Consider the following 22,898-nt stretch of genomic DNA (forward strand, 5'->3'; position numbering starts at 1 on the left):
GAAATCGACGTCCTTGATCTTCGTCGGCGCCTTGATCCAGTCCAGCCGCTGAGCCTGTTCGGCCCAGAACCCCTCGGGGTCAGAGATCGACCGCGCATAAAGCGCATCGTATTTCGCCGCGTCGATGTGGGCCTTGGCGACGATCTCGGCGGATGGCGGATGGGTTCCGGTCGGGGTGGTCGGCTGGTCTTTCATGCGCTCCTCCTAAGCAGATCGGGTCATGCCGGTTGCCCCGGCGTCATGGACTTGCGCCGACCATAGGCTTTTGAAAACGGTTTTGGAAAATATATTTCTTACAACGGTTTAGATGTAAAAAATTTTCAGAAACCGATGATAATCTGTTAATGAATTTTCGAAAGCCTGCCCAAGTCCCTTGTTTTGCTGGACTTCGTAAAATGCCCGTTAAACGGGTGGAGCGACTGTCATGCGGTAACGGGTGCGCGATGTCTCGGTGTGACATATTGATGCGGTATGCCGTTGCATGCCGGACTTTCGCCACAAATCGGGGTGCCAAAACGTCTTGCACTGCCCCCTCGATTCTCTAGTCTCCCCCGACGAGGTGGAAAACCGCCCGTGTCCAACAGAGGGGAGAAAGACATGCCCAACATGACCGCCAAGCTGCTGTGCAGCGCCCTGGCCGTGACCTTTGCGACCGAAGCCGCCGCGACCGAGTGGAACGTTTCCGTCTGGGGAAGCCGCCGCGCCTTCACCGAGCACATCCACAAGCTGGCCGACCTGGTTGCCGAGAAGACCGGTGGCGAGTTCACCATGAACATCTCGTATGGCGGCCTGTCGAAGAACACCGAGAACCTCGACGGTATCTCGATCGGGGCCTTTGAGATGGCGCAGTTCTGCGCCGGCTATCACCCGGACAAGAACCGCGCGATCACCGTGCTGGAACTGCCCTTCCTCGGAGTGAACACGCTGGAAGAGGAAGTCGCCGTCAGCCACGCGGTCTATGACCATCCCGCCGTCGCCGAAGAGATGGCGCAGTGGAACGCCAAGATGCTGATGACCTCGCCGATGCCGCAATACAACCTGGTCGGCACCGGCGAGCCGCGCGACGAACTGGCGGAATTCGACGGCATGCGCGTCCGCGCCACCGGAGGGCTGGGCGAGGCGTTCCGCGCCGTCGGCGGCGTGCCGACCTCGGTGACCTCGTCCGAGGCCTACCAGGCGATGGAATCCGGCGTGGTCGACACCGTGGCCTTCGCGCAGCACGCGCACCTGTCCTTCGGCACGATCAACACCGCAACCTGGTGGACGGCGAACCTGAACCCCGGCACCGTGAATTGCCCGGTCGTGGTCAATATCGACGCCTACGAGTCGCTGACCGATGCCGAGCGCGAGGCGCTGGACAGCTCGATCGACGAGGCCATCGCCTTTTACCTCGAGAACTACGGCGAACTGCTGAAGCAATGGGACACCGTGCTGGCCGAGAAGAACGTCCAGAAGGTGATGATCGCCGACGAGGAACTGGCCCGCTTCCAGGACATCGCCGGCAAGCCGATCCATGACGAGTGGATCACCTCGATGAGCGCGCAGGGCCTGCCTGCGCAAGAGCTCTACGAACTGGTCGTCGGCACGCTGAAGACCGCGCGCGCGTCCAACTGACGTCCTGATCGCCGCGCCCCGGACCACGGTCCGGGGCCACTGGCCCGGGCTGACCGCCCCGGGGCGCGGGATATTTATTTCTCAAGAGGGGTGGATCATGGCGGGCGGCGCATCCGTGCTGAGCGATGACAGCCTGTTGTCCCGGCTCGACCTGGGATTGCAGCACGTGGAACGGGCGATGGCGCTCGTATCGGGGATCGGGGCGTTTCTGCTGATGTGCCTCGCGGTTGTGTCGGTGACCGGGCGCAACGGTTTCAACGAGCCGTTGCCCGGTTATGTCGACTGGATCGAGACAGCGATGCCACTGATCGCGATCTTCGGGATTGCCTATGTCCAGCGGCTCGGCGGCCATATCCGCATGGATATCGTTGTGGGCGCGCTGAAGGGCCGCCCGCTGTGGCTGGCCGAATTCATCACGACCTTCGCGGTGCTGGTGCTGATGGTGCTTCTGGTCTGGGGCAGCTGGGCGCATTTCGACCGCAGCTTTGACATGACGCGGCCGATGTGGTCGCGCGACAGCACGATCGACTTGGGCCTGCCGCTCTGGCCGGCCAAGCTGGTCGTTCCGGTGGCCTTTTCGGTGCTCTGCCTGCGGCTGGTGCTGCAACTCTGGGGCTATGGCCGGGCTTTCGTCCTGGGCCTGAGCGAGCCGGTGGCCGTGCCGCTGGTCATGAGCGCGGCAGAACTCGCCGCTGCCGAGGCCAACCAGGTGAAGGGGCACGACTGATATGGACAATATCGAAATCGGCCTCTGGGTGACGGGCGGGTTGCTGGTCCTCGTGGTGCTGGGAATGCGCGTGGCGTTTGCCGCGGCCTTTGCCGGGCTGTTCGGCCTGATCTGGATCTTCTGGGCGCGCAAGGGCTATGACCCGTCGGAATTCGGCTGGGCGCTGGAGGTGGCGGTCAAGACCGCGGGCCAGGTGCCGCATGGCAAGGTGGCAAGCCAGGCGCTGAGCCTGATCCCCACCTTCATCCTGATCGGTTATCTCGCCTATTACGCGGGCCTGACACGGGCGCTGTTCGAGGCGGCCAAGCGCTGGATCGCCTGGGTGCCGGGCGGGTTGGCGGTGTCCACCGTCTTTGCCACGGCGGGGTTTGCCGCTGTCTCGGGGGCCAGCGTGGCGACGGCGGCGGTCTTTGCCCGCATCGCCATCCCCGAGATGCTGAAGGTCGGCTATGACAAGCGCTTCGCCGCCGGTGTGGTCGCCGCCGCCGGCACGCTGGCCAGCCTGATCCCGCCCTCGGCGATCCTGGTGATCTACGCCATCATCGTCGAGCAGGACGTGGGCAAGCTGCTGCTGGCGGGGTTCATCCCCGGCCTGTTCTCGGCCTTCGTCTACATGATGCTGATCATCGGGTTGGCCTTGGTGCTGCCGAATTTCGGCCCGCCGGTGCGTGGCTTCACCTGGAAGGAGCGCTTTGTCAGCCTTCCGCCCGCGCTGCCCATCGTGGCGGTGGTCGTGATCATCATCTTCTTCGTCTACAACCCGTTCGGTGGCGACGCATGGGGCACGCCGACCGAGGGCGGCGCGATCGGCGCCTTCATCGTCTTCTGCATGGCGGTCTGGCGCGGCATGCGCTTTGCCGAGCTGAAGGATGCGCTGATCGAGACGGCCAAGCTGTCGATCATGATCTTCTCGATCATCTGGGGCGTGCTGATCTATGTCCGCTTCCTCGGCTTTGCCGACCTGCCTTCGGCCTTTGCCGACTGGATCACCTCGCTGCATTACTCGCCGATGCTGATCCTGGTCTGCATCCTGCTGGCCTATGCGGTGCTGGGCATGTTCATGGATGCAATCGGTATGCTGCTGCTGACGCTGCCGGTGGTCTACCCGGCGGTCATGGCGCTGAACGGCGGCGCGATGGTCGCGGCCGAGGACAGCGCATTCGGCATGTCGGGGCCGATGTGCGCGATCTGGTTCGGCATCCTCGTGGTCAAGATGGCCGAGTTCTGCCTGATCACGCCGCCCATCGGGCTCAACTGCTTCGTGGTGGCGGGCGTGCGCGACGACCTGAGCGTGCAGGATGTGTTCCGCGGCGTGACGCCGTTCTTCATCGCGGACGGGGTCACCATCGCGCTGCTGGTGGCCTTCCCGGCCATCGTGCTGTGGCTGCCAAGCATGGCCTGACGATCCGGGTCCAGATCCGATGGACGGGGCTTGCCACGGCGCGCCCCGTTTTTCATGCTTGCCTTCCGGATGATGATTCCATATTTCCGGAAGTATGGAATCTCTGGCGATCACCCAACTCTCCGCGCTGGCGCATCCGCGCCGCCTGGCGCTGTTCCGGCTGCTGATGCGGCGGTTTCCCGGCGAGGTGCCGGCCGGGGACCTGGCCCAGGCACTGGACCTGCCGCCCTCGTCCCTGTCGGCGGCGCTGGCACAGCTGCGGCAGGCGGGCCTGATCGGCCAGCGGCGCGAGGGAACCTCGCTGCTTTATCAAGCCGACACGACCGCGGCCGCGGGTCTCGTCGCCTACCTGGCGGCGGATTGCTGCCGCGGGCGGCCCGACATCTGCCTGTTACCCGACCATGACAAGGAGCCTGTCATGTCCCACAGAAAATACGCGGTCCTGTTCATCTGCACCGGCAACTCGGCCCGCTCGATCATGGCTGAAACCCTGCTGCGCGAGATGGCGGGCGACCGGTTCGAGGCGCATTCCGCCGGCACCCGACCCTATTCCGAGCTGAACCCCCGCGCGGTTGCGCTGTTGCAGGCCAAGGGACACGACGTGTCCGGCCTGCGGGCCAAGCATGTCTCGGAGTTCCAGGGCGCGGGCGCTCCGCCTCTCGACTTCGTCTTTACCGTCTGCGACCGCGCCGCGAACGAGGAATGCCCGCCCTGGCCGGGCCAGCCGATCACCGGGCACTGGGGCCAGCCCGACCCTGTCAGGGCTACCGGCACCGAGGCCGAGCGCCAGCTTGCCTTCCAGCAGGTCTATGGCGCCCTGCGCAACCGCATCGCGGCCTTCGCTGCGCTGCCCTTCGACTCGCTCGACCGAGTCAGCCTGCAGGCGCGGGTCGACACGCTTGGCCAGACGAGAGAGCCCGCATGACAACCTATGCCATCAACGGCCTTGGCCGGATCGGAAAGCTCGCCCTGCGTCCCATGCTCGAGGAAGGCATGCAGGTCGCCTGGCTGAACGATGCCGTGGGCGACCCTTTGATGCATGCGCACCTGCTGGAGTTCGACACGGTCCATGGCCGCTGGAATGCGGATATCACGCATGATGCCGACAGCCTGACGGTGAACGGGATGCGCCTGCCGATATTCTGCGAACGCGCGCTGGACGCGCTGCCGCTGGAGGGGGTCGACGTGGTAATAGACTGCACGGGCCATTACAAGACCGCCGCGCGGATCGCGCCCTATTTCGCGCGCGGCGTGAAGAAGGTGGTGGTTTCCGCCCCGGTCAAGGATGGCGACGCCGCCAACATCGTCTACGGCGTGAACCACGACACCTATGACCCTGCGCGCCACTCCATCGTGACGGCGGCCTCCTGCACGACGAATTGCCTCGCCCCGGTGGTCAAGGTGATCCACGAGGCATTGGGCATCCGGCATGGCTCGATCACCACGATCCACGACGTGACCAACACCCAGACCATCGTCGACCGGCCCGCCAAGGACCTGCGCCGCGCGCGCTCGGCGCTGAATTCCCTGATCCCGACGACGACCGGATCGGCCACGGCGATCACTTTGATCTACCCGGAACTCAAGGGGCGCCTGAACGGCCACGCGGTGCGGGTGCCGCTGCTGAACGCCTCGCTGACCGACTGCGTCTTCGAGGTCGAGCGGGCGACGACACCCGAAGAAGTCAACGCGCTGTTCAAGGCCGCAGCCGAAGGCCCGCTGAAGGGTATCCTCGGCTACGAGGAACGGCCGCTGGTCTCGACCGACTATGTCAACGACCCGAGGTCGAGCATCGTCGATGCGCCGTCCACCATGGTCGTCAACGGCACGCAGGTGAAGGTCTATGCCTGGTATGACAACGAATGGGGCTATGCGCACCGGCTGGTGGATGTCGCGCGGATGGTGGGCGCGTCGCTGTGACCGTGGCCGCGTCGCGCCCCGAGGGTCTGGCCGCCTATATCCCGGTGACGGCGGCCTACTGGGCCTTCATGCTGACCGACGGCGCGCTGCGGATGCTGGTGCTGCTGCATTTCCACACGCTCGGTTTCAGCCCTGTTCAGCTGGCCTACCTGTTCCTCCTGTATGAAATCGCGGGGATCGTGACGAACCTCTCGGCGGGGTGGATCGCCGCGCGGTTCGGTCTGACCACGACGCTCTATGCCGGGCTGGCCCTGCAGGTGGGCGCGCTGCTGGCGCTCGCCGGGCTGGACCCGTCCTGGGGCATAGGCGCGTCGGTCGCCTATGTGATGGCGGTGCAGGGTGCCTCGGGCGTGGCCAAGGACCTGTCCAAGATGAGCGCCAAGTCGGCGGTCAAGCTGCTCGCGCCAAGCGGGCAGGGCGGGTTGTTCAAGTGGGTCGCGGTGCTGACCGGGTCGAAGAACGCGGTCAAGGGCGCGGGCTTTCTTCTGGGCGCGGCGCTGCTGGCGCTGGCGGGGTTCCACGCGGCGGTCCTGGGCATGGCGGCCGTGCTGGCGCTGGTGCTGGTCGCGGTGGTGCTGCGGATGCCGGGCGGTCTGCCCGCCGGGCGCAAGGGCGCCAAGTTTCGCGAGGTCTTTTCCAAGGACGCCAACATCAACTGGCTCTCGGCGGCGCGGGTGTTCCTGTTCGGCGCGCGCGACGTGTGGTTCGTGGTCGGCATCCCGGTCTATTTCTACGCGGTCCTGTCGGACGGGACCGAGGCCGGCAACCGCGTGGCGTTCTTCACCATCGGAACCTTCATGGCGGTCTGGACGATCCTGTATGGCGCGGTGCAGGCCGCAGCGCCGAAACTGCTGGGCGCCGCGCACCGCCCCGAGGCCGAGCTGATCGCGGCGGCGCGGCTTTGGGCGGGGGCGCTGGCACTGGTGCCGGCGTTGCTGGCGGGGCTGGTGATCGTGGCGGGCGAGCCCGCGCCCTGGCTGACCGCGGCGCTTGTCGCGGGGCTCTTGCTTTTCGGCGCGGCCTTTGCGGTGAACTCGTCGCTGCACAGCTACCTGATCCTCGCCTTCTCCAAGGGAGAGCGGGTAACGATGGATGTGGGCTTCTACTACATGGCGAACGCGGCGGGGCGGCTGCTGGGCACGTTGCTGTCGGGCATGAGTTACCAGTTGGGCGGCGTCGCGGCCTGTCTTGGCGTCGCGGCGCTGATGCTGGGGTTGAGCGCGGTTTTCGCGGGTCGGCTCAGGGCGTGAAGCGCCTTGGGTCGCGGAGCAATGTTAGAAAAGCGTGAGCCGCGGATCGCCGCCGCGCGGCGGCCTTCGGCCTTGATTCCGCGCTTTGATCGCAGCGACTAGGTCAATCCTTTCAACGCCTGATACAGAGCCCTGAACTTCGCCAGCCGCTCTGCATGCCATGGCGTGTCCCGGGGCGTGAAGTGCTGGGCCTCGGGCGTCTCGTAGGGCGGCTCCGAACCCACCGCCCGCGCCGCCAGCCGCGCGGCCCCCAACGCCGGACCCACCGCCGCATCGGGCGTCCGGTCAAGCGGCACGCACATCACGTCGGCGATGGTCTGCACCAGAAGGTCGGCTCGGGCGCCGCCGCCGATCACCCGCAGCCGGGCGGGCAGGGGGCGCGCGGCCTCGACCGCCGCCTTGGCGTCAGCGAAACTGTAGGCGATGGCGTCGATCACCGCGCGCATCATCTGGCCGCGCGTGGTGCCGTTGCCGATGCCGGAAAACGCCCCCCGGATCTGCGCGTCGCCATGTGGCGTGCGTTCCCCGGTCAGGTAGGGCAGGCAAAGCGGCGCGTCGCGGCTGTCGGCCTCGGCGGCCTCGGCCAGCAGGACGGGCAGGGGCGCGCCGGTCATCTCGGAGAACCAGGCCATCGGGCGCGCGCCGTTCAGCATGGCGGCCATCTGGTACCAGAGGCCTGGGTAGGCATGGGCAAAGCTGTGCAGGCCCTGCGCGGGCGCGGCGGCATAGGCCCCGGTCGCCACGAACAACTGTCCCGAGGTGCCGAGCGAGATGAAGCCCACACCGTCGCTGACCGCCCCGATGGCCACTGCGCCCGCCACCGCGTCGCCAGCGCCCGCCGCCACAGGGATGCCCGCGGGCAGGCCGAGCGCCTGCGCGGCGTCACTGGTCAGCGTCCCCGCCACGGCATCGCCGGCCAGCACCTCTGGCAGCCAGGCGGGATCGGTGGCGGTGGCGGCGCAGAGCCGGTCGGACCATGTGCCGCGCGCCTGGTCGAACCACCAGGTGCCGCCCGCGTCCGACCGGTCGGTGACGATGCGCCCGTGCAGGCGATGGCCGATGAAGTCCTTGGGCAGCAGCACATGCGCGATGCGGGCATGCAGTTCGGGCTCGTGCCGCCTCAGCCACAGCAGCTTGGGCGCGGTCAGGCCGGGCATGGCGCGCACCCCTGCGATGCGTTCCAGAACCGGGTCGGACAATTCGGCGGAGTCCGTCGCGGCGCGACCGTCGTTCCACAGGATCGCCGGGCGCAGAACGTCTCCCGAGGCATCCAGCAGCACCGCGCCGTGCATCTGCCCGGACAGGCCGATGGCGCGCACCGGCCCGGATATGCGCAGCGCGCGTACCGCCTGCACGGCAGCCTGCCACCAGCTGTCCGGGTGTTGCTCGGCCCAGGCGGGATGCGGATGGGCGATGCCCAAAGGCACGCTCGCCTCGGACAGGGTCCGAAGCGCGGCGTCGCAAAGCACCGCCTTGACCGAGGAGGTCCCGACGTCGATCCCGAGGAACATGGGGCGTCAGGCCGCGCTGAGGGCCGGGTCCGGCTCCTTGGCGCCGGTCATGTAGGCCACCGCGTCGGACATCGTGTGGTCCTTGGGGTCGATCACGCAAAGCCGCTTGCCCAGCCGGTGCACGTGGATGCGGTCGGCCACCTCGAAGACATGCGGCATGTTGTGGCTGATCAGGATAATCGGGATGCCGCGCGCCTTAACGTCGAGGATCAGTTCCAGCACTTTGCGGCTTTCCTTGACGCCCAGCGCGGCGGTCGGCTCATCCAGGATGATGACCTTGGAGCCGAAGGCCGCGGCGCGGGCCACGGCGACGCCCTGGCGCTGGCCGCCCGAGAGCGTCTCGACCGGCTGGTTGATGTTCTGGATCGTCATCAGCCCGAGGTCGTTCAGCTTTTGCCGGGCGATGCGCTCCATCTCCTTGCGATCGAGCATGCGCAGCCACTGGCCCATGGGGCCCGACTTGCGGATCTCCCGGCCCATGAACATGTTCTCGGCGATGGACAGAGCAGGGGACATGGCGAGCGTCTGGTAGACCGTCTCGATCCCGGCGTCGCGCGCCTCGATGGGGGATTGAAAGCGGATCGGCTTGCCTTCGAGTTCGATGGTGCCGCCATCGGGGATCACAGCGCCGGAGACCGCCTTGATCAGGGTGGATTTGCCGGCGCCGTTGTCGCCGATGACAGCCAGGATCTCGCCCGGCATCAGGTCGAAATCGCAATGGTCGAGCGCGGTCACCTTGCCATAGCGCTTGACCAGGTTGCGGCCCTTCAGGATGGGTTGCATCTCTTGCACTCCTTGCTGGAGGGGCGGGGTGGACCCCCGCCCTGCGGGACGATTATCCGGATACCTTGCGGATCCACTGGTCGACGCTGACGGCGGCGATGATGAGGAAGCCGATCAGCAGGTAGGTCCACTGGCTGTCGGCGCCGGCCATGCGCAGGCCCAGCTCGAACACGCCAACGATCAGCGCGCCGAACAGCGCCCCCAGGATCGAGCCGCGCCCGCCGAACAGCGAGATGCCCCCGATAACCACGGCGGTGATGGACTGGATGTTGCCCAGCACGCCGGTCGAGGCCGAGGGCGAGACAGAGCCGAAGCGTCCGATCATCACCCAGGCGGTAAAGGCGCAGATGAAACCCGCCAGCATGTAGACCGACATCAGGGTCTTATGCACATCGACGCCCGCCAGTTCGGCGGCTTCGGGATCGTCGCCCACGGCATAGACATGCCGGCCCCATGCGGTCGAGCGCAGGGCATAGGCCAGGATCAGCGCCAGCACCAGCATCGCCACCACGCCCAACGTGATCTTGGCGCTGCCGAAGGCGAACGAGGTGCCGAGGAACTGCAGCAGGGGGGCGCTGGCCTCGATGTCCTGGCTACGGATGGTCTCGTTGGCGGAATAGAGGTAATTCGCCGCCAGCACGATCTGCCACATGCCCAGCGTCACGATGAAGGGCGGCAGCTTGACCCGGCTGACGAGATAGCCCGAGACCGCGCCGATGCCGGTGCCAAAGGCGAGGCCGAGAAGGATCGAAAAGAACGGCGGCAAGCCGTAGTCGAAGGTCAGCTTGCCCATGATGACGCTGCACAGCACCGCGATGGCACCCACCGACAGGTCGATCCCTGCGGTCAGGATGATCAGCGTCTGGGCCAGCGCCAGCACACCCACGATCTGCACCTGCTGGAGGATCAGTGACAGCGTGAATGGCGCGAAGAAGCGGAACGATCCGTTGTTCACATCCTCCAGCCGGGCCATGCCGGTCATGACCTTGATCGGTTCCCAATCGATGTAGAGCCCGAGGCCCAGCGTCGAGATGACCAGCACGATCAGCGGCACCATCGACGGATTGCTGTGCAGGAAATGCTGAAGGCGGGAAACGAAGCCCTTCTTGTGATCGTCGAACTGGGCGACGGTCTGGCTGGCGCCGGACAAGACCTGTTCGTATTCCTGGCCACGCGGCGTGGTCTCGGACATGGTTTCCTCCCGGAGATGTGGATGCGGTTTTCCGCCTTGCTTGCGGCAAGCGTGGACACGGGTTGACCTTGCGTCAAGCGTCAAGCGTCAAGCGTCAAGCGTCAAGCGTCAAGCGTCAAGCGTCATGGCGACGGGGCGGGGGATAACCCCGCCCCGTGCCGTCAGGGCGTCAGCCCCAGCAAAGGTTCATGCCCTCTTCGACCGAGATCGACTCGACGCCCTCGGCGGGCTTGTCGGTCACCAGCGCCACGCCGGTGTCGAAGAAGTTCTTGCCTTCGGTCGGCTCCGGCTTGACGCCATTGTCGGCCCAGGCCTTGACTGCCTCGACTCCAAGCGACGCCATCAGCAGCGGATACTGCTGCGAGGTGGCGCCGATCACGCCGTCCTTGACGTTCTGCACGCCGGGGCAGCCGCCATCGACCGACACGATCAGCACGTCGTTCTCGCGGCCGATCGCCTTGAGCGCCTCGTAGGCGCCCGCGGCGGCGGGCTCGTTGATCGTGTGCACGACGTTGATCGTCGAGTCCTTGGCCAGCAGGTTCTCCATAGCGCGGCGGCCGCCTTCCTCGTTGCCGGCGGTCACGTCGCTGCCGACGATGCGGGGATCGGTCTCGTCGCCGATCTTGCCCGGATCGGCCAGGTCGATGCCGAAGCCCTGAAGGAAACCCTGATTGCGCAGCACGTCAACGGTGGGCTGGCTGATCGCCAGGTCCAGCGTTGCGATGCGCGCATCTGCGGCAGCGTCGCCCAGCGTGGCCTTGGCCCACTGGCCGATCAACAGGCCGGCAAGAAAGTTGTCGGTGGCAAAGGTCGCGTCGGCGGCGTCGATCGGGTCGAGTGGCGTGTCCAGCGCGATCACCAGCAGGCCCGCATCACGCGCCTGCTTCAGCGGCTCGACGATGGCGGCGGTGTCGGAGGCGGTGATCAGGATGCCCTTGGCGCCGTCGGCGATGCAGGTCTCGATGGCCTGGACCTGGCTCTCATGGTCGCCGTCGATCTTGCCGGCATAGGCCTTGAGCGTCATGCCCAGTTCCTCGGCCTTGGCGGTCGCGCCTTCCTTCATCTTGACGAAGAAGGGGTTGGTGTCGGTCTTGGTGATCAGGCAGACCGTGGTCGAATGGCCGCCAGCCAGTGCCATGCTGGCCGAAAAGGCAAGCGCCGACGCGCCCATGGCGAGCGTCTTGGTCAAATTTTTCACAGGTATTCCTCCCTAGGTTCGCGCAAAGGGTCAGGGTTTCCCCACCCTTTCCACGGCAGAGGAAACGCGGATTCGCTGCGTCTGTCAATAAATAAATCTAAATGAATTATTAATTGACATATGGCGGGTGGATGCGCATCGTTCCGTGTGGGAGGATCCTCCGTGGCAGACAAGGGGCCGGCGCAAGCCGCAGATACCGGGACCGAGATACTGGAGCGCGGCTCGAATCAGGGGGCCATGCGGGCGCACAACGAACGCCTTGTCCTGACCATCCTGCGCCGCCACGGGCCGATGGCCAAGGCCGGGATTGCGCGCACCACGGGCCTGTCGGCGCAGACCGTCTCCGTCATCATGCGCAAGCTGGAGGGCGAGGGGCTGCTGACGCGCGATGCGCCGGTGCGCGGCAAGGTCGGCCAACCCTCGGTGCCGATGCGGCTGGCGCCTGACGGGGCGCTGTTCTTGGGGTTGAAGGTCGGGCGGCGCAGCGTCGAACTGGTGCTGACCGATTTCCTTGGCCGTGTGCGCAGCCGGGCGATGCGGGTGCATGCCTACCCGATGCCAGAGGACACGGTGCGCTTTGCCATCACCCAGATCGAGGCGATACTGCGCGACCTGAGCCGGCAGGAACGCGCCCGGGTGGCGGGCCTCGGGATCGGTATGCCCTTCTTCCTGTGGAACTGGGCGCAGCACCTGGGCGTGCCCGAGGGCGCGATGGACGCCTGGCGCGACGCCGACATCCGGGCCGAGATCGCCGCCGCCCTCGATTTCCCGGTGTTCCTGGAAAACGATGCCTCGACCGCCTGCGGGGCGGAACTGGTCTTTGGCCCCTACGAGGGCGCCAAGGATTTCCTCTATTTCTACATCGGCTATTTCATCGGCGGCGGCGTGGTGCTGAACGGCAAGCTGTTCACCGGGCGCGGCAATGCGGGCGCCCTGGGGCCCTGCCCGGTGCCGGACGGCAAGGGCGGCACGACGCAGCTTCTGGAGGTGGCGAGCCTGTCGGTTCTGGAACGCCGCCTGCGCGAGGCAGGTCACGAGACCGCCGTCATGTGGGAAAGCGCCGAGGGCTGGGCACTGGACCAGGCCATTGTCGATGCCTGGGTCCACCATGCGGCGGGCGGGCTGGCCCATGCGATCGCGGCCGCCTGCTCGGTGATGGATTTCGAGGCGGTGCGCATCGACGGCTGGATGCCGCCGGCGCTGCGCGGGCAACTGGTGGACGAGGTGCATGCAGCGATGCGCGGCATCGACCTGTCGGGCCTGACCGTCCCGGCGGTTTCGACCGGCAGCGTCGGCCCGGATGCACGCGCGCTGGGCGCGGCCAGCCTGCCGCTGTCGCAGCGGTTCCTGATCGAATAGCGCCCTCGGTGCCATATGCGCGATCCATCCGGCGCCCCGTGCTGCATCTGCCGGCATGTGGGAATCTGACGCGGCGGCGCACCCGGCGTCACGGTTGCGGTCCGGGGGCAGAGCGTCTATCCAGCGCGGCGGGCCGCGTCCGCGACGGTCCCGCGCAACCCGGAGTGGTGCCCGACATGACGAACCATCCCGACCCTTCGACGCTGATCGGCTGTCCGTCCTGCGACGCCGTCTATCTGGCGCGCATGCCCGCGCCCGGCGAACGGGCGGTCTGCGAACGCTGCGGGACGGTGCTGATCTCGACCCGCGAGAATGCCGGGCTGCACATCCTGGCGCTGTCGGTGGCGGTGCTGATCCTCGTGATTGCGGCCAGCTTCTTTCCCTTCCTGTCGATCAATGCGGCAGGTATGGCCAACCGTGTCTCGCTGTGGGACGTGGCGACCAGCTTTCGCTCGGGTGTGCTGGTGCTGGTCTCGGTCAGCACGGTGCTTCTGATCGTGCTGGTGCCGCTTATCCGCACCGCGCTGCTGGTCTACGTGATCGGCCCGATCGAGCTGGGCCGCCCGCCGCTGCGCCATGCCCGCGACGCGTTTCGCATCGCGCAAGAGCTCAAGCCCTGGGCCATGACCGAGGTCTTTTCCATCGGTTGCGCCGTGGCGCTGGTCAAGGTGTCGTCTCTGGCGCACCTGGAATTCGGCGCGGCCTTCTGGATGTTCACCGCGTTGTCGGTGATCGTGATCGTCGCCGACCGCTACCTGTGCAGCTGGTCGATCTGGCGCGCACTGGAAGAGGCGGACAACGCGTGAAGACCGCGCGCGACATGGGGCTGGTGACCTGCACCGGCTGTGCCTCGGTCTGGCCGGACGGGACGGATCGATGCGGGCGCTGCGGCGCGACCCTGCGCTCGCGCCATGACAACAGCCTCCAGCTGGTCTGGGCCTTCTGGGCCACCGGGCTGCTGTTCTACATTCCGGCGAATCTCTACCCGATGCTGGTCACGTCGACCATCGTCGGCACGCAATCCAGCACCATCGTCGGTGGCGCGGTCGAGATCGCCAAGCATGGCGAGATCGGCATCGCCGCCATCGTGCTGTTCGCCTCGGTGGTGATTCCGGTGGCCAAGTTTATCGCCATCGCCCACCTTGCAATCTCCGTACGGCGCGGCTCGATCCAGAGCCTGCATGGCCGCCAGCACCTTTACGAAGTCGTCGAATTCGTCGGCCGCTGGTCGATGATCGACGTGTTCGTGGTCGCCATCCTCAGCGCGCTGGTGCAGCTGTCGGTGATCGCCTCGATCCAGCCCGGCCCGGCAGCCCTGACGTTCGCCCTCTCCGTGATATTCACCATGCTCTCCGCACGATCTTTCGACACGCGACTGATCTGGGACAGCCTCAGCACCCGGAACGAAGACCCCGCATGACCGACCACGATACCGATACCGATACCCTGCGCGACGTGCCCCTGAAGAAGCCGTCCGAAGCGCGTTCGGGCATCTCGATGATCTGGCTGATCCCGGTGGTGGCCCTGGTGGCCTCTCTCGGCGTGGCCTGGAAGAACTGGACCGACCGCGGCCCGCTGATCGAGGTCGAATTCGCAAAGGCCGACGGCGTACGCGCTCAAGAGACCGAACTGCGGTATCGGGACATCACCGTGGGGCTGGTCGAGGACGTGCGGTTCTCCGACGACCTGGGCCGCGTCGTGGCGGCGATCCGGCTGGACAAGACAATCGCCCCCTTTGTCGACGCAGACGCGACCTTCTGGATTGTGCGGCCTCAGGTGACGGCGCAGGGGGTTTCCGGCCTCGATACGGTGCTGTCGGGCGTCTACATCGCCGGTGCCTGGGATGGCGAACCCGGAGAGCCGCAGGACAGTTACATCGGTGCCGACAAGGCGCCGCTGCTGGCGCTGGGCGAAAGCGGCGTGACCTTCACCCTGCGCTCGGAAAACGGGCTGCCCAGCGAGAACACGCCGATCTACTACCGCGGCGTGCAGGTCGGCCGCCTCGGGCCGACCGTGGTGGCCGAAGACGGGCTGACCGTCAGCGCCGACGCGGTAATCCTGGAACCCTATACGGGCCTTGTCTCGACCGCCGCGCGGTTCTGGGACATCTCTGGTTTCAGCTTTTCCCTGGGTGCCAGCGGGGCCAGCCTGAACTTCACCTCGCTGGCCTCCCTGATCGGCGGCGGCGTGACCTTTGAATCGCTGGGTTCGGGCGGCGTGCCGCTGGCCAATGGCGACGTGTTCACCCTGCATCCCGACGAGGACACCGCGCGCGAGGATTACTTCCTCGAGGGCGAGGGCGGCACGGTCGACCTGCTGATGATCTTCGAGGAAAACCTGGCCGGCCTGTCGGCCGGTGCGCCGGTGACGCTGGGCGGCTTGCGCATGGGCGAAGTGCGAACCATCGCGGGCATCGTCGATCCCGCCCGTTTCGGCGACACCGAGGTGCGGCTGGCCGTCACGGTCAAGCTGAACCCCGGCCGCATCGGCCTGGACCCGCAGGAGGGCGAGGGCGCCTTCCTCGACTATCTCGACCAGCGCATCGCCGAAGGCATGCGCGCGCAGCTGACCAACGCCTCGCTGCTAACCGGCGGGCTCAAGGTCGAGCTGGTGCTGGTGGACGACGCAGCCCCCGCGACGCTGGACCGCGCCGCCGATCCCTATCCGGCGATTCCCACCGCGCCGTCGAACGTGACCAACGTTGCGACCACCGCGCAGGGCCTGCTGACGCGGGTCGAGAACCTGCCGGTCGAGGAACTGATGGCCGAGGTCATTGGCACCTTGCAGGACGCTCGCGGCATCATCGGGAGCGAGGATCTGCAGGCCGCGCCGGGCGACCTGCGCGCGACGCTCCAGGCGGTGCGGGCGCTGGCCGAATCCGACGAGGTCGCGGCGCTGCCCGCGCAGGTGGGCGCGCTGGCCGAGGGGCTGAGCGAAGCCTCGGCCAAGCTGAACGCTTTGCTGGGCGACGTGCAGGACCAGGCGGTGGTCGCGGCCGTCTCGGACCTGATCGCCACGCTGGACCGGACGGCGCAGACTCTGCCCGCCCTGGCCGAGCAGGCGGGTGCGCTGCTGGGGCAGGCAGAGGCGCTGCCCTTGCAGGCGCTGGCCGACCAGATGGCGGCGCTGCTGGGCAATGCCGACGCGCTGCTGACGGACGAAAACGTGACCGCGATCCCTGGCGACCTGCGCGGCACGCTGGCCTCGTTGCGCACACTGACGGAATCGCCCGAATTCGCCGCCCTGCCGGGGCAGGTGGGCGGACTGGCCGAGGGTTTGCAGCAGGCCGCCGATACAGTGAACACCCTGTTGCTCGAGGCGCAGCAGCGCCAGATCGTGACGGCGGTCTCCGACCTCGTGGCCTCGCTGGGTGACACTGCCGGGCGGCTGCCGGGCATCGCCGACCAGGCAAGCGCGGTTCTGAACGACGCGGAAAACCTTGCGCTGGACGACCTGGCGCAACAGGCGCGCGCGCTGCTCGACAGCATCGACGCGCTGGTGGACCAGCCCAGCACCCGTGACTTGCCGGCGGAACTCAACGGTACGTTGGCCGAGTTGCGCCGCACGCTGGAGGAGCTCCGCGCCGGCGGCGTGGTGGACAATGCCAACGCGACGCTCGCCTCGGCGCGCGAGGCTGCCGCCGCCATATCCGAGGCCAGCCGCGCGCTGCCTTCGCTGGCGGACCGCCTGTCGGGCCTGGCCAATCGTGCCAGTGCGACACTGGGCGATTACGGCGCCAACGGCGATTTCGGGCGCGATCTGTCATCCGCCATCCGCCAGATCGAGGCCGCCGCGCAATCGATCGACCGGCTGGCACGGCAGATCCAGCGCAATCCCAATTCCCTGATCACAGGACGGTGACCCCCATGACCAAGCTGCCCGCCCTTTCCCTTTTCGCCGCGCTGTCCCTGGCGGCCTGCGCCGGGACCGAGGCGCGTTTCGACGCGCCTACGCCCACCGCCGCCCCATCCGAGAGCGTGTCCGTGCGTTTTGCCCGGATCGAGGTGGTGGCCGTCACGCTGCCGACCTATGGGCAGGACGAGGAAATCCACATCCGCGAGGCCTCAGGCGCCATCGTGCCGCTGGGGCCGCTCTGGGCGGATGAACCAGCGCGCGCGGTGACGCTGCAACTGGCGCGCGACCTGGACACGATCACCGGGCGGCTGGTCGCGCCCGAGCCCTGGCCGTTCCGCGACCCGTCGGACGTGCGCGTCGACCTGCGGGTGACGGATTTCCATGCGACCGAGGCGGGCACGTTCCGGCTGGCGGGCCAGGTTTTTGTCGCGCCGGAGGATGGCGGCCGCGACCGTGCGCGCGGATTCGAGATCGAGACGCCCATCGGGGCCGAGGGCGGTCCCGCCGCCATCGCCGCTGCCCGCGCGCAGGCGGTCACGCAGCTGGCACTGTTCGTGGCGAAGAACGGGCTGCGCTGATCGGGTGCTGTCAGACCAAGGTGAACAAGCCTCCGCCCGGACAGTCACATTGCCCCTTATGCCGGGCAGAGACCGCGCCACTCGGCCAGAGCCGCGGCGCGGTTGTGCTTGAAACAGGCGTGTGAATAGACGGCGTTCCTGTTTAACGTGGTTTCGAACCAAGGAATGAACGGCGGCGAACATCTGAACACGTCGCATCCGCCGGAAGCGAAGCACCGCTCTTTCCCGTCGTCGGAATGGGTGGTGCGAGTTTTCCGCTCCGTTGTTTGCCCGATGGCCCGTTTCCGGCCGGGCATCAGCACCGATTTTCTTCAAGGCAGCGCCATGGGACCGGAGCTTGTCGGTCACGATGACCTCAGGCCGGCCGTGCTTCCGCATTGCTTTCTTCAAGAGCTTCAGCGCCCCCTTCTTGTCCAGGGTCCCCAAGCAGCCAGTCGACATCGGGCAGGCTGCTGAGCAGTGCCTGCACCCCGATGTAATCGCTGACCTGTCCGGCGGACACGAAGAAGTTGATCGGGCGACCTTTGCTATCGCAGATGGCATGCAGCTTGGTGTTCATGCCGCCTTTGGTGCGACCGATCAGGCGGCCACGCCCCCCTTTTTGACGCCCAGGCTGGACGCGGTGCGATGTGCCTTCAGACAGGTCGCATCGATCATCACTGTTTTTGTCTCGCCGTGTTCAGAGGCCAGGCCAGCCATCATCTGCTTAAAGATGCCTTTGTCGCTCCACCGCTTCCAACGGTTGTAGAGCGTCTTGTGCGGACCATGCTCTTTCGGTGCATCCCGACAGCGTAAACCCTTGCAGTTTATAAAGATAATCCCGCTCAGAACGCGCCGGTCATCGACACGCGGCCTGCCGTGGGACTTCGGGAAGAAGGGCTCCAGACGCGCCATCTGTGCGTCGCTCAGCCAGAAGAGTTCAGACATGCCACCCCTCGTTTTTCGAACGCTGAATCATGCCCTCCAGCCGAAATCAATGGGGCTGGAGTCTAGATCGCGACCTGGAAAATACCAATCAATTACAGGCTTTTGCCAAGAATTTACCAAATTGGCGCAGACATGAGATCTGGAGATTATGGGGCCTCAGAAGCGGCGCTGTCAGACGAATTCGAACTCGTTTCCGATAGGGCAGGAGCGGGCTCAATTAATGCGAGCAGAGACCACGCCACTCAGCATGTGCTGCGGCGCGGTTCAGCTTGAATGGCTACGCACTTGATCGAAGTGTTTCGTGGCAGAGGCGTGGACGGCGGCGAAATTCTGCTAACTCCGTATACGTCGAAACCGAAGCATCGCCCGCTCTCGTCGTCGGAAGGGCAGGTGTGAAGTTCCCCCGGTTTCGTGGACACAATTTGACTTTCCCAGGAAGGTGTTCACTTGCCCAGAACGAGGGAGCCGTTTCAAAAAATATGCTTTCAATCGGCTTGCCGGCGAGACGTGCTGTGGGAGCGAAGGCGAGCCTTCGCTTCCTTATCAGGCGATCGAGAACAGCCGTCTTGCGTTGTCTTCGAAGAAGGCCCGTTTCGCCTCGGGTGAAATGTCCATCGCGTCGAGCGCGCCGACCTCTTCCTTGACGAACTGCCATGGGTAATCCATCGCGTACATCATCCGGTCGGTGCCGATCACGTCCATCACATACTGGACCGGAGGCGCCCAGCCGACACCCGACGACGTGTAGTAGAAGTTGTCGCAGAGGTAATCCCAGGCCCGCCGTTTCAGAGGCTGCACGTTCGGATGGCGGCCCGTGGTCGAAATCCGCGTGTGCATGAAGTCGATGCGGTAAAGCCAGTAGGGCAGCGCCTCGCCGCAATGGCCGAGGATGATCTGCAGGTTCGGGAAGCGGTCGAAGATGCCCGAGACGAGCAGGCGCAGCGCGTGCAGGCCCGTGTCGCAGGCAAAGCCATAGACGGCCGCATCAAGGGCGCGCGACAGGAAGGGTTGGATCATCTGCGCCGACGGCATGTTCGGGTGCAGGTAGATCGGCACGTTCAGCGCCTCGGCCGCCTCGAAGACTGGCCAGTATTTCGGATCGTCGAGGTAGGTGCCCAGCGTGTGCCCGTTCAGGATGCCGCCCCGCAGGCCCAGCTTGGTCACGCCGCGCTCCAGCTCCTTGGCCGCGCGGTCCGGGTCGAGCGGCGAGAAGGCGGCGAGGCCGACGAAGCGGTCGGGATACTTCGCGATGCCCTCGGCCAGTTCGTCGTTCGCGCGTTCGGCCAACGCGCTGGCGGTCGCCGGGTCGAAGATCTGCACGCCGGGCGATCCGAGCGACAGCACCGCGATGTCGATGCCGCTGTCATCCATGTCCTTGATGCGTTCCTCGCCCAGGCCCACGATGCGCCGGCGCTGCGCCTGCGCCAGCGGATGATCCCCGCAGAAGAAGCCCCAGAGCTGTGCAAAGCCCGGGTCCTTGATCTGCGGCTCGGCGATTTCCTTGCGATACAGCGCCATGATCTCGGGTGAGATCCAGGCTTCTTCGGTGGCGATACGCTTGTAGGGCGGGTTCGGGTCGCGCGGGGGAAAGGGAGGATAGCGGTCGGTCATCGGGCTGGCTCCTTGCTGGTCGGTTGAGACGGCGCGCCGATCCGGGTCAGGGCCCAGGCCACGGGAACCGAGAGCAGCGCGATGGAGATGCCGGGCACAGAGTCCGGGGCGAAGACGGCGGTGCTGGCGCCGATGATCAGCGCGCTGGCGATGGCCAGCAGGCGCATCGCGCCGCCGCCGTAGGCGCGCTTGCTGGCCAGACCCTCGGCCAGCAGGCTGCCCGCCACCGCGATGGTCAGGCAGGAAATGCCGATCTGCAGCCAGGTCCCGTCCATCAGCAGCGCCGGGTTCAGCGCAAACACGAAGGGCAGCAGGTAGGCGACGATGGCCAGCCGCATGCCGCTGATGCCGGTCTGCCACATGTCACTGCCCGCGATGCTGGCGGCCGCGTAGGAGGCCACCGCGACCGGAGGCGTCAGCATCGAGAGCAGGCCGAAATACAGGATAAAGAGATGCGCCGACATCTCGCCGATCCCCTCGCGCACCAGCGCGGGCGCGAGCAGGACCGACACGATCACGTAGACACCCGTCGTGGGCATGCCCACGCCGAGAACGATGGCGATGACCGCCGTGGCCAGCAGCAGCGGGAACACCCCGCCCAGCGAGGCGATCTTGCCCAGTGCCAGAGTCAGGGCGAAACCCAGCCCCGAGATGTTGATCGTTCCGATCACGATGCCTGCGACGGCGCAGACCAGCAGGATCGGCAGCAGTGTCTGCCCGCTGTTGCGCAGAATCTCCGGGAGCGCGGCCAGCGCCCCGCGCGGATCGGTCACCGCAAACAGCGCAAAGGCGGCACCGGCGGAATAGAGCGCGGCCTTGCCCGGCGAATAGCCGAGGTAGAACAGGAACCAGATCAGGATCGCGATCGGCGCGATCAGGGGCCATGCCCCCAGCAGGGCGGTGCGCAGCTTTGGCAGCGCCTCGCGGGGCTCGCCGGCGAGGCCATGCGCGGCGGCATAGCGGTCGATCATGCGATAGAGCAGGAAATAGTAGAAGAAGGCAGGAAGCGTCGCGGCCAGAACCACGTCGGTGTAGGGCACCTGCAGGAACTCGGCGATGACAAAGGCGGTGGCCCCCATGACCGGCGGCGCGATCTGGCCGCCGTTCGAGGCGACGGCCTCGATCGCGGCGGCATAGCGGGGCGGAAAGCCGGATTTCTTCATCATCGGAATCGTGACGACGCCGGTGGACATGACGTTGGCCACGGTGGACCCCGACAGCGTGCCGAACAGCGACGAGGCGATCACCGCGACCTTGGCAGGGCCGCCGCGCCTGTGGCCCATGAGGGCGAGCGCGAGGTCGGTCATCGCCCGGCTGCCGCCCACGACGTTCAGCGTGGCGCCGAAGATGATGAAGCCCAGGATCTGCGTCGCACCGACATTCAGCACGAGGCCGGGAATGCCGTTGGTATCGTTGTAGATATATAGAAGGTAGCGCACCGGCGCGAGGTAGGCCGCCTCGAAGATGCCCGGCGCCATCCATCCGAAAAAGCCGTAGGCCAGGAACGCCACAGCGAGTGCGGCCAGGACCGTGCCGCATTGCCGCCGCGTCGCCTCGAGCGCGCCCAGGACCGCAACGATCGCCGGCACCCACTTCTCCGGGCCACGGTTGATCGGATCGATCAGCCAGGCCTCGTAGTTCAAGGCCAGCCAGAACCAGCCGACCATTGCAGCCAGGCCGAATGCCCAGTCCAGCGCCTGCAGCCGGGGCGACAGCGGGCTCGAGACGATCCCGGCCAGGCAGGCGATGCCGCAGATGACCGCGAGGTATTGCTCGGTGATGATGACCCAGCCGAGATCCGCCGGCACATCCAGCAGCCAGAGGATGCCGAGAACCGGCAGGCTCGCCGATATGATCGCGCGCAACATGATGGACATTCTCACAAGGAAGGACGTCGATCGGGCGGCCCGGACAGGTGCGTGCCGCCCGAAAGCTTCGGTCGCGGGTTACTGCGCGACCTTCGCGTCCTTGGCTGCGTTGGCCTCGGTCCACATGCCCTTGTCCTGGTAGAAGGCCACGGCGGCCGGGTGATAGGGCACGGTGTTCGACGTCGACGCGAATTGCTCGGCGCTGCCCGAGCGGATCGCCGGATAATCCTCGCGCAGCTGCGGGAAGGCGTCGTAGAGCGCCGTCAGGATCGCCGTCACCTCTTCGTCAGGCAGGTTGACCGACGCTGTGAGATAGACGTCGTAGCCGATCACGTTGACCGGCTCGGTCACTTCGGGCAGGCGCGGCGACGGTTCGATTGTCACGATGTAGGTGCCGGGATAGATGCTGTCGACGTACTCAGAGGTCGCGTTCGGCCCGGTGATCGAGACATAGCGGATGCCGCCCGGGATCGTCGCATGGGCCTGCTGGGTCAGCGGGATACCCACCGCGATGCCGGTCGCGTCCAGCGAGCCTTCGGTCAGGCCTTCCATCCCCGGCCCGAGGCCCGAGACGGTGACGCCCACGACATCGTCGAGCGACAGGCCGCCGGCCTTGATATAGGTCTGGTCGACGAGGCTCACGGCCTTGAGGGCCGAGAAATCGGTGACCACGCGCTTGCCCTTCAGGTCCTGCACCGTGATGAGGTTGTCATTGGCGCGCGATGCCAGCGCCACGCTCAGGCCCCAGAGGCGGGCGAGGACGCGCAACTCGTCATAGCCTTCGCCGCCGTATTCGCCGCGCGCGACCCCACCGGTGTCGAGGCTCGAGTTGATCCCCACGGTCACTTCGCCCGTCGCGACCAACGGCAGGTAGACGGTCGAGCCCGCATAGGGCTGCACCGTGACCTGGCGTCCCAGCGCCTCTTGCAGCGCGGCCGCCATGCCACCGCCGACCGTGTAATAGAGCGAGCCCTGCGGGTTGGTTCCGATGGTGATCCGGCCTTGCGCGGTTGCAGCCGTTGCCTGCAGGCCAAGCACGGCAAGCGCCAGCAAGGCGCCCTTGTAGATCTTCCTCATGTCTTCCTCCCTTTTCGACCGTTTTC

General features: G+C 66.5%; 19 protein-coding genes and 3 pseudogenes. 11 read left to right on the forward strand and 11 right to left on the reverse strand.

Annotated features, from left to right (window positions below; genetic code table 11):
• Positions 1-195, reverse strand: a 195-nt coding sequence (locus KB874_RS12730; RefSeq protein WP_212536943.1) for an acetyl-coenzyme A synthetase N-terminal domain-containing protein, incomplete at its 3' end; no start/stop codon positions are given.
• A gap of 402 nt (positions 196-597) precedes the next feature.
• Here KB874_RS12730 and dctP point away from each other — a divergent pair.
• The 6 genes from dctP (at position 598) to arsJ (ending at position 6,913) form a co-directional block, all read left to right on the forward strand.
• The gene (gene dctP, locus KB874_RS12735) at positions 598-1,614 is read left to right on the forward strand and encodes a TRAP transporter substrate-binding protein DctP (RefSeq protein ID WP_212536944.1); all 1,017 of its coding nucleotides are present in this window, start codon (positions 598-600) and stop codon (positions 1,612-1,614) included.
• Positions 1,615-1,711: 97 nt separating this feature from the next.
• The gene (locus KB874_RS12740; protein WP_212536945.1) at positions 1,712-2,341 is read left to right on the forward strand and encodes a TRAP transporter small permease subunit; all 630 of its coding nucleotides are present in this window, start codon (positions 1,712-1,714) and stop codon (positions 2,339-2,341) included.
• A gap of 1 nt (position 2,342) precedes the next feature.
• Positions 2,343-3,743 (forward strand): TRAP transporter large permease, encoded by a 1,401-nt coding sequence (locus KB874_RS12745; RefSeq protein ID WP_212536946.1) that lies wholly within the window; start codon positions 2,343-2,345, stop codon positions 3,741-3,743.
• Between the two features lie 94 nt (positions 3,744-3,837).
• A complete protein-coding gene (locus tag KB874_RS12750; RefSeq protein WP_212536947.1) occupies positions 3,838-4,668 on the forward strand; it encodes a metalloregulator ArsR/SmtB family transcription factor in 831 nt (276 codons plus the stop codon).
• Positions 4,665-5,663 (forward strand): ArsJ-associated glyceraldehyde-3-phosphate dehydrogenase, encoded by a 999-nt coding sequence (locus tag KB874_RS12755; RefSeq protein WP_212536948.1) that lies wholly within the window; start codon positions 4,665-4,667, stop codon positions 5,661-5,663. Before KB874_RS12750 ends, KB874_RS12755 begins: the two co-directional genes overlap by 4 nt.
• A complete protein-coding gene (gene arsJ / locus KB874_RS12760; RefSeq protein WP_346346546.1) occupies positions 5,660-6,913 on the forward strand; it encodes an organoarsenical effux MFS transporter ArsJ in 1,254 nt (417 codons plus the stop codon). Before KB874_RS12755 ends, arsJ begins: the two co-directional genes overlap by 4 nt.
• A 98-nt stretch (positions 6,914-7,011) precedes the next feature.
• Here arsJ and xylB read toward each other — a convergent pair whose 3' ends face one another.
• The 4 genes from xylB to KB874_RS12780 all read right to left on the reverse strand — a co-directional run bounded on the left by xylB (position 7,012) and on the right by KB874_RS12780 (position 11,597).
• Complete coding sequence (xylB, locus tag KB874_RS12765) at positions 7,012-8,424, reverse strand: xylulokinase (RefSeq protein WP_212536950.1); 1,413 nt, start codon at positions 8,422-8,424, stop codon at positions 7,012-7,014.
• Between the two features lie 6 nt (positions 8,425-8,430).
• A complete protein-coding gene (locus tag KB874_RS12770; protein WP_212536951.1) occupies positions 8,431-9,207 on the reverse strand; it encodes an ATP-binding cassette domain-containing protein in 777 nt (258 codons plus the stop codon).
• A 52-nt stretch (positions 9,208-9,259) separates the two neighbouring features.
• Positions 9,260-10,399 (reverse strand): ABC transporter permease, encoded by a 1,140-nt coding sequence (locus tag KB874_RS12775; RefSeq protein WP_212536952.1) that lies wholly within the window; start codon positions 10,397-10,399, stop codon positions 9,260-9,262.
• 169 nt (positions 10,400-10,568) lie between these two features.
• The gene (locus KB874_RS12780; protein WP_428849248.1) at positions 10,569-11,597 is read right to left on the reverse strand and encodes a sugar ABC transporter substrate-binding protein; all 1,029 of its coding nucleotides are present in this window, start codon (positions 11,595-11,597) and stop codon (positions 10,569-10,571) included.
• A 237-nt stretch (positions 11,598-11,834) separates the two neighbouring features.
• Between KB874_RS12780 and KB874_RS12785 the strand changes: the two genes are divergently transcribed.
• From KB874_RS12785 to KB874_RS12805, 5 genes are all read left to right on the forward strand, one after another.
• Positions 11,835-12,956 (forward strand): ROK family transcriptional regulator, encoded by a 1,122-nt coding sequence (locus tag KB874_RS12785; protein ID WP_212537310.1) that lies wholly within the window; start codon positions 11,835-11,837, stop codon positions 12,954-12,956.
• Positions 12,957-13,132: 176 nt separating this feature from the next.
• The gene (locus tag KB874_RS12790; RefSeq protein WP_212536953.1) at positions 13,133-13,762 is read left to right on the forward strand and encodes a paraquat-inducible protein A; all 630 of its coding nucleotides are present in this window, start codon (positions 13,133-13,135) and stop codon (positions 13,760-13,762) included.
• Positions 13,759-14,376: a paraquat-inducible protein A gene (locus KB874_RS12795; RefSeq protein WP_346346547.1), complete on the forward strand. Its 618-nt coding sequence runs from the start codon at positions 13,759-13,761 to the stop codon at positions 14,374-14,376. Before KB874_RS12790 ends, KB874_RS12795 begins: the two co-directional genes overlap by 4 nt.
• Positions 14,373-16,817 (forward strand): PqiB family protein, encoded by a 2,445-nt coding sequence (locus KB874_RS12800; RefSeq protein WP_212536954.1) that lies wholly within the window; start codon positions 14,373-14,375, stop codon positions 16,815-16,817. Before KB874_RS12795 ends, KB874_RS12800 begins: the two co-directional genes overlap by 4 nt.
• A 5-nt stretch (positions 16,818-16,822) precedes the next feature.
• Positions 16,823-17,389 (forward strand): PqiC family protein, encoded by a 567-nt coding sequence (locus KB874_RS12805; protein WP_212536955.1) that lies wholly within the window; start codon positions 16,823-16,825, stop codon positions 17,387-17,389.
• 56 nt (positions 17,390-17,445) lie between these two features.
• Here KB874_RS12805 and KB874_RS12810 read toward each other — a convergent pair.
• The 6 genes and pseudogenes from KB874_RS12810 to KB874_RS12830 form a co-directional block, all read right to left on the reverse strand.
• Positions 17,446-17,803: pseudogene (locus tag KB874_RS12810) on the reverse strand (DDE-type integrase/transposase/recombinase); the annotation flags it as partial.
• Positions 17,796-18,316, reverse strand: a pseudogene (locus KB874_RS12815) (IS5 family transposase); the annotation flags it as partial. The pseudogenes KB874_RS12810 and KB874_RS12815, both read right to left, overlap by 8 nt.
• A 217-nt stretch (positions 18,317-18,533) precedes the next feature.
• A pseudogene (locus tag KB874_RS22925) lies at positions 18,534-18,712 on the reverse strand (IS6 family transposase); the annotation flags it as partial.
• 147 nt (positions 18,713-18,859) lie between these two features.
• Positions 18,860-19,927 carry an amidohydrolase family protein gene (locus KB874_RS12820; protein ID WP_212536956.1) on the reverse strand — a complete coding sequence of 356 codons (1,068 nt, stop codon included), beginning with the start codon at positions 19,925-19,927 and terminating at the stop codon, positions 18,860-18,862.
• Positions 19,924-21,795, reverse strand: a complete 1,872-nt coding sequence (locus KB874_RS12825) for a TRAP transporter permease (RefSeq protein ID WP_212536957.1) — start codon at positions 21,793-21,795, stop codon at positions 19,924-19,926. The genes KB874_RS12820 and KB874_RS12825 overlap by 4 nt, the downstream gene beginning before the upstream one ends.
• A gap of 78 nt (positions 21,796-21,873) precedes the next feature.
• On the reverse strand, positions 21,874-22,872 hold the full coding sequence (locus KB874_RS12830) for a TAXI family TRAP transporter solute-binding subunit (protein ID WP_212536958.1): 999 nt from the start codon (positions 22,870-22,872) through the stop codon (positions 21,874-21,876).
• Positions 22,873-22,898: the final 26 nt, after the last annotated feature.

The organism is Thetidibacter halocola, from assembly GCF_018224955.1.
Taxonomy (GTDB): Bacteria; Pseudomonadota; Alphaproteobacteria; order Rhodobacterales; family Rhodobacteraceae; genus Thetidibacter; species Thetidibacter halocola.

Coding starts and splice junctions, on each gene's coding strand:
- KB874_RS12775 (WP_212536952.1), bottom strand. CDS start 10,399: ATGTCCGAGACCACGCCGCGTGGCCAGGAATACGAACAGGTCTTGTCC.
- KB874_RS12750 (WP_212536947.1), top strand. CDS start 3,838: ATGGAATCTCTGGCGATCACCCAACTCTCCGCGCTGGCGCATCCGCGC.
- KB874_RS12740 (WP_212536945.1), top strand. CDS start 1,712: ATGGCGGGCGGCGCATCCGTGCTGAGCGATGACAGCCTGTTGTCCCGG.
- KB874_RS12830 (WP_212536958.1), bottom strand. CDS start 22,872: ATGAGGAAGATCTACAAGGGCGCCTTGCTGGCGCTTGCCGTGCTTGGC.
- KB874_RS12770 (WP_212536951.1), bottom strand. CDS start 9,207: ATGCAACCCATCCTGAAGGGCCGCAACCTGGTCAAGCGCTATGGCAAG.
- xylB (WP_212536950.1), bottom strand. CDS start 8,424: ATGTTCCTCGGGATCGACGTCGGGACCTCCTCGGTCAAGGCGGTGCTT.
- KB874_RS12820 (WP_212536956.1), bottom strand. CDS start 19,927: ATGACCGACCGCTATCCTCCCTTTCCCCCGCGCGACCCGAACCCGCCC.
- dctP (WP_212536944.1), top strand. CDS start 598: ATGCCCAACATGACCGCCAAGCTGCTGTGCAGCGCCCTGGCCGTGACC.
- KB874_RS12805 (WP_212536955.1), top strand. CDS start 16,823: ATGACCAAGCTGCCCGCCCTTTCCCTTTTCGCCGCGCTGTCCCTGGCG.
- KB874_RS12800 (WP_212536954.1), top strand. CDS start 14,373: ATGACCGACCACGATACCGATACCGATACCCTGCGCGACGTGCCCCTG.
- KB874_RS12825 (WP_212536957.1), bottom strand. CDS start 21,795: ATGTTGCGCGCGATCATATCGGCGAGCCTGCCGGTTCTCGGCATCCTC.
- KB874_RS12755 (WP_212536948.1), top strand. CDS start 4,665: ATGACAACCTATGCCATCAACGGCCTTGGCCGGATCGGAAAGCTCGCC.
- KB874_RS12790 (WP_212536953.1), top strand. CDS start 13,133: ATGACGAACCATCCCGACCCTTCGACGCTGATCGGCTGTCCGTCCTGC.
- KB874_RS12745 (WP_212536946.1), top strand. CDS start 2,343: ATGGACAATATCGAAATCGGCCTCTGGGTGACGGGCGGGTTGCTGGTC.
- KB874_RS12785 (WP_212537310.1), top strand. CDS start 11,835: ATGCGGGCGCACAACGAACGCCTTGTCCTGACCATCCTGCGCCGCCAC.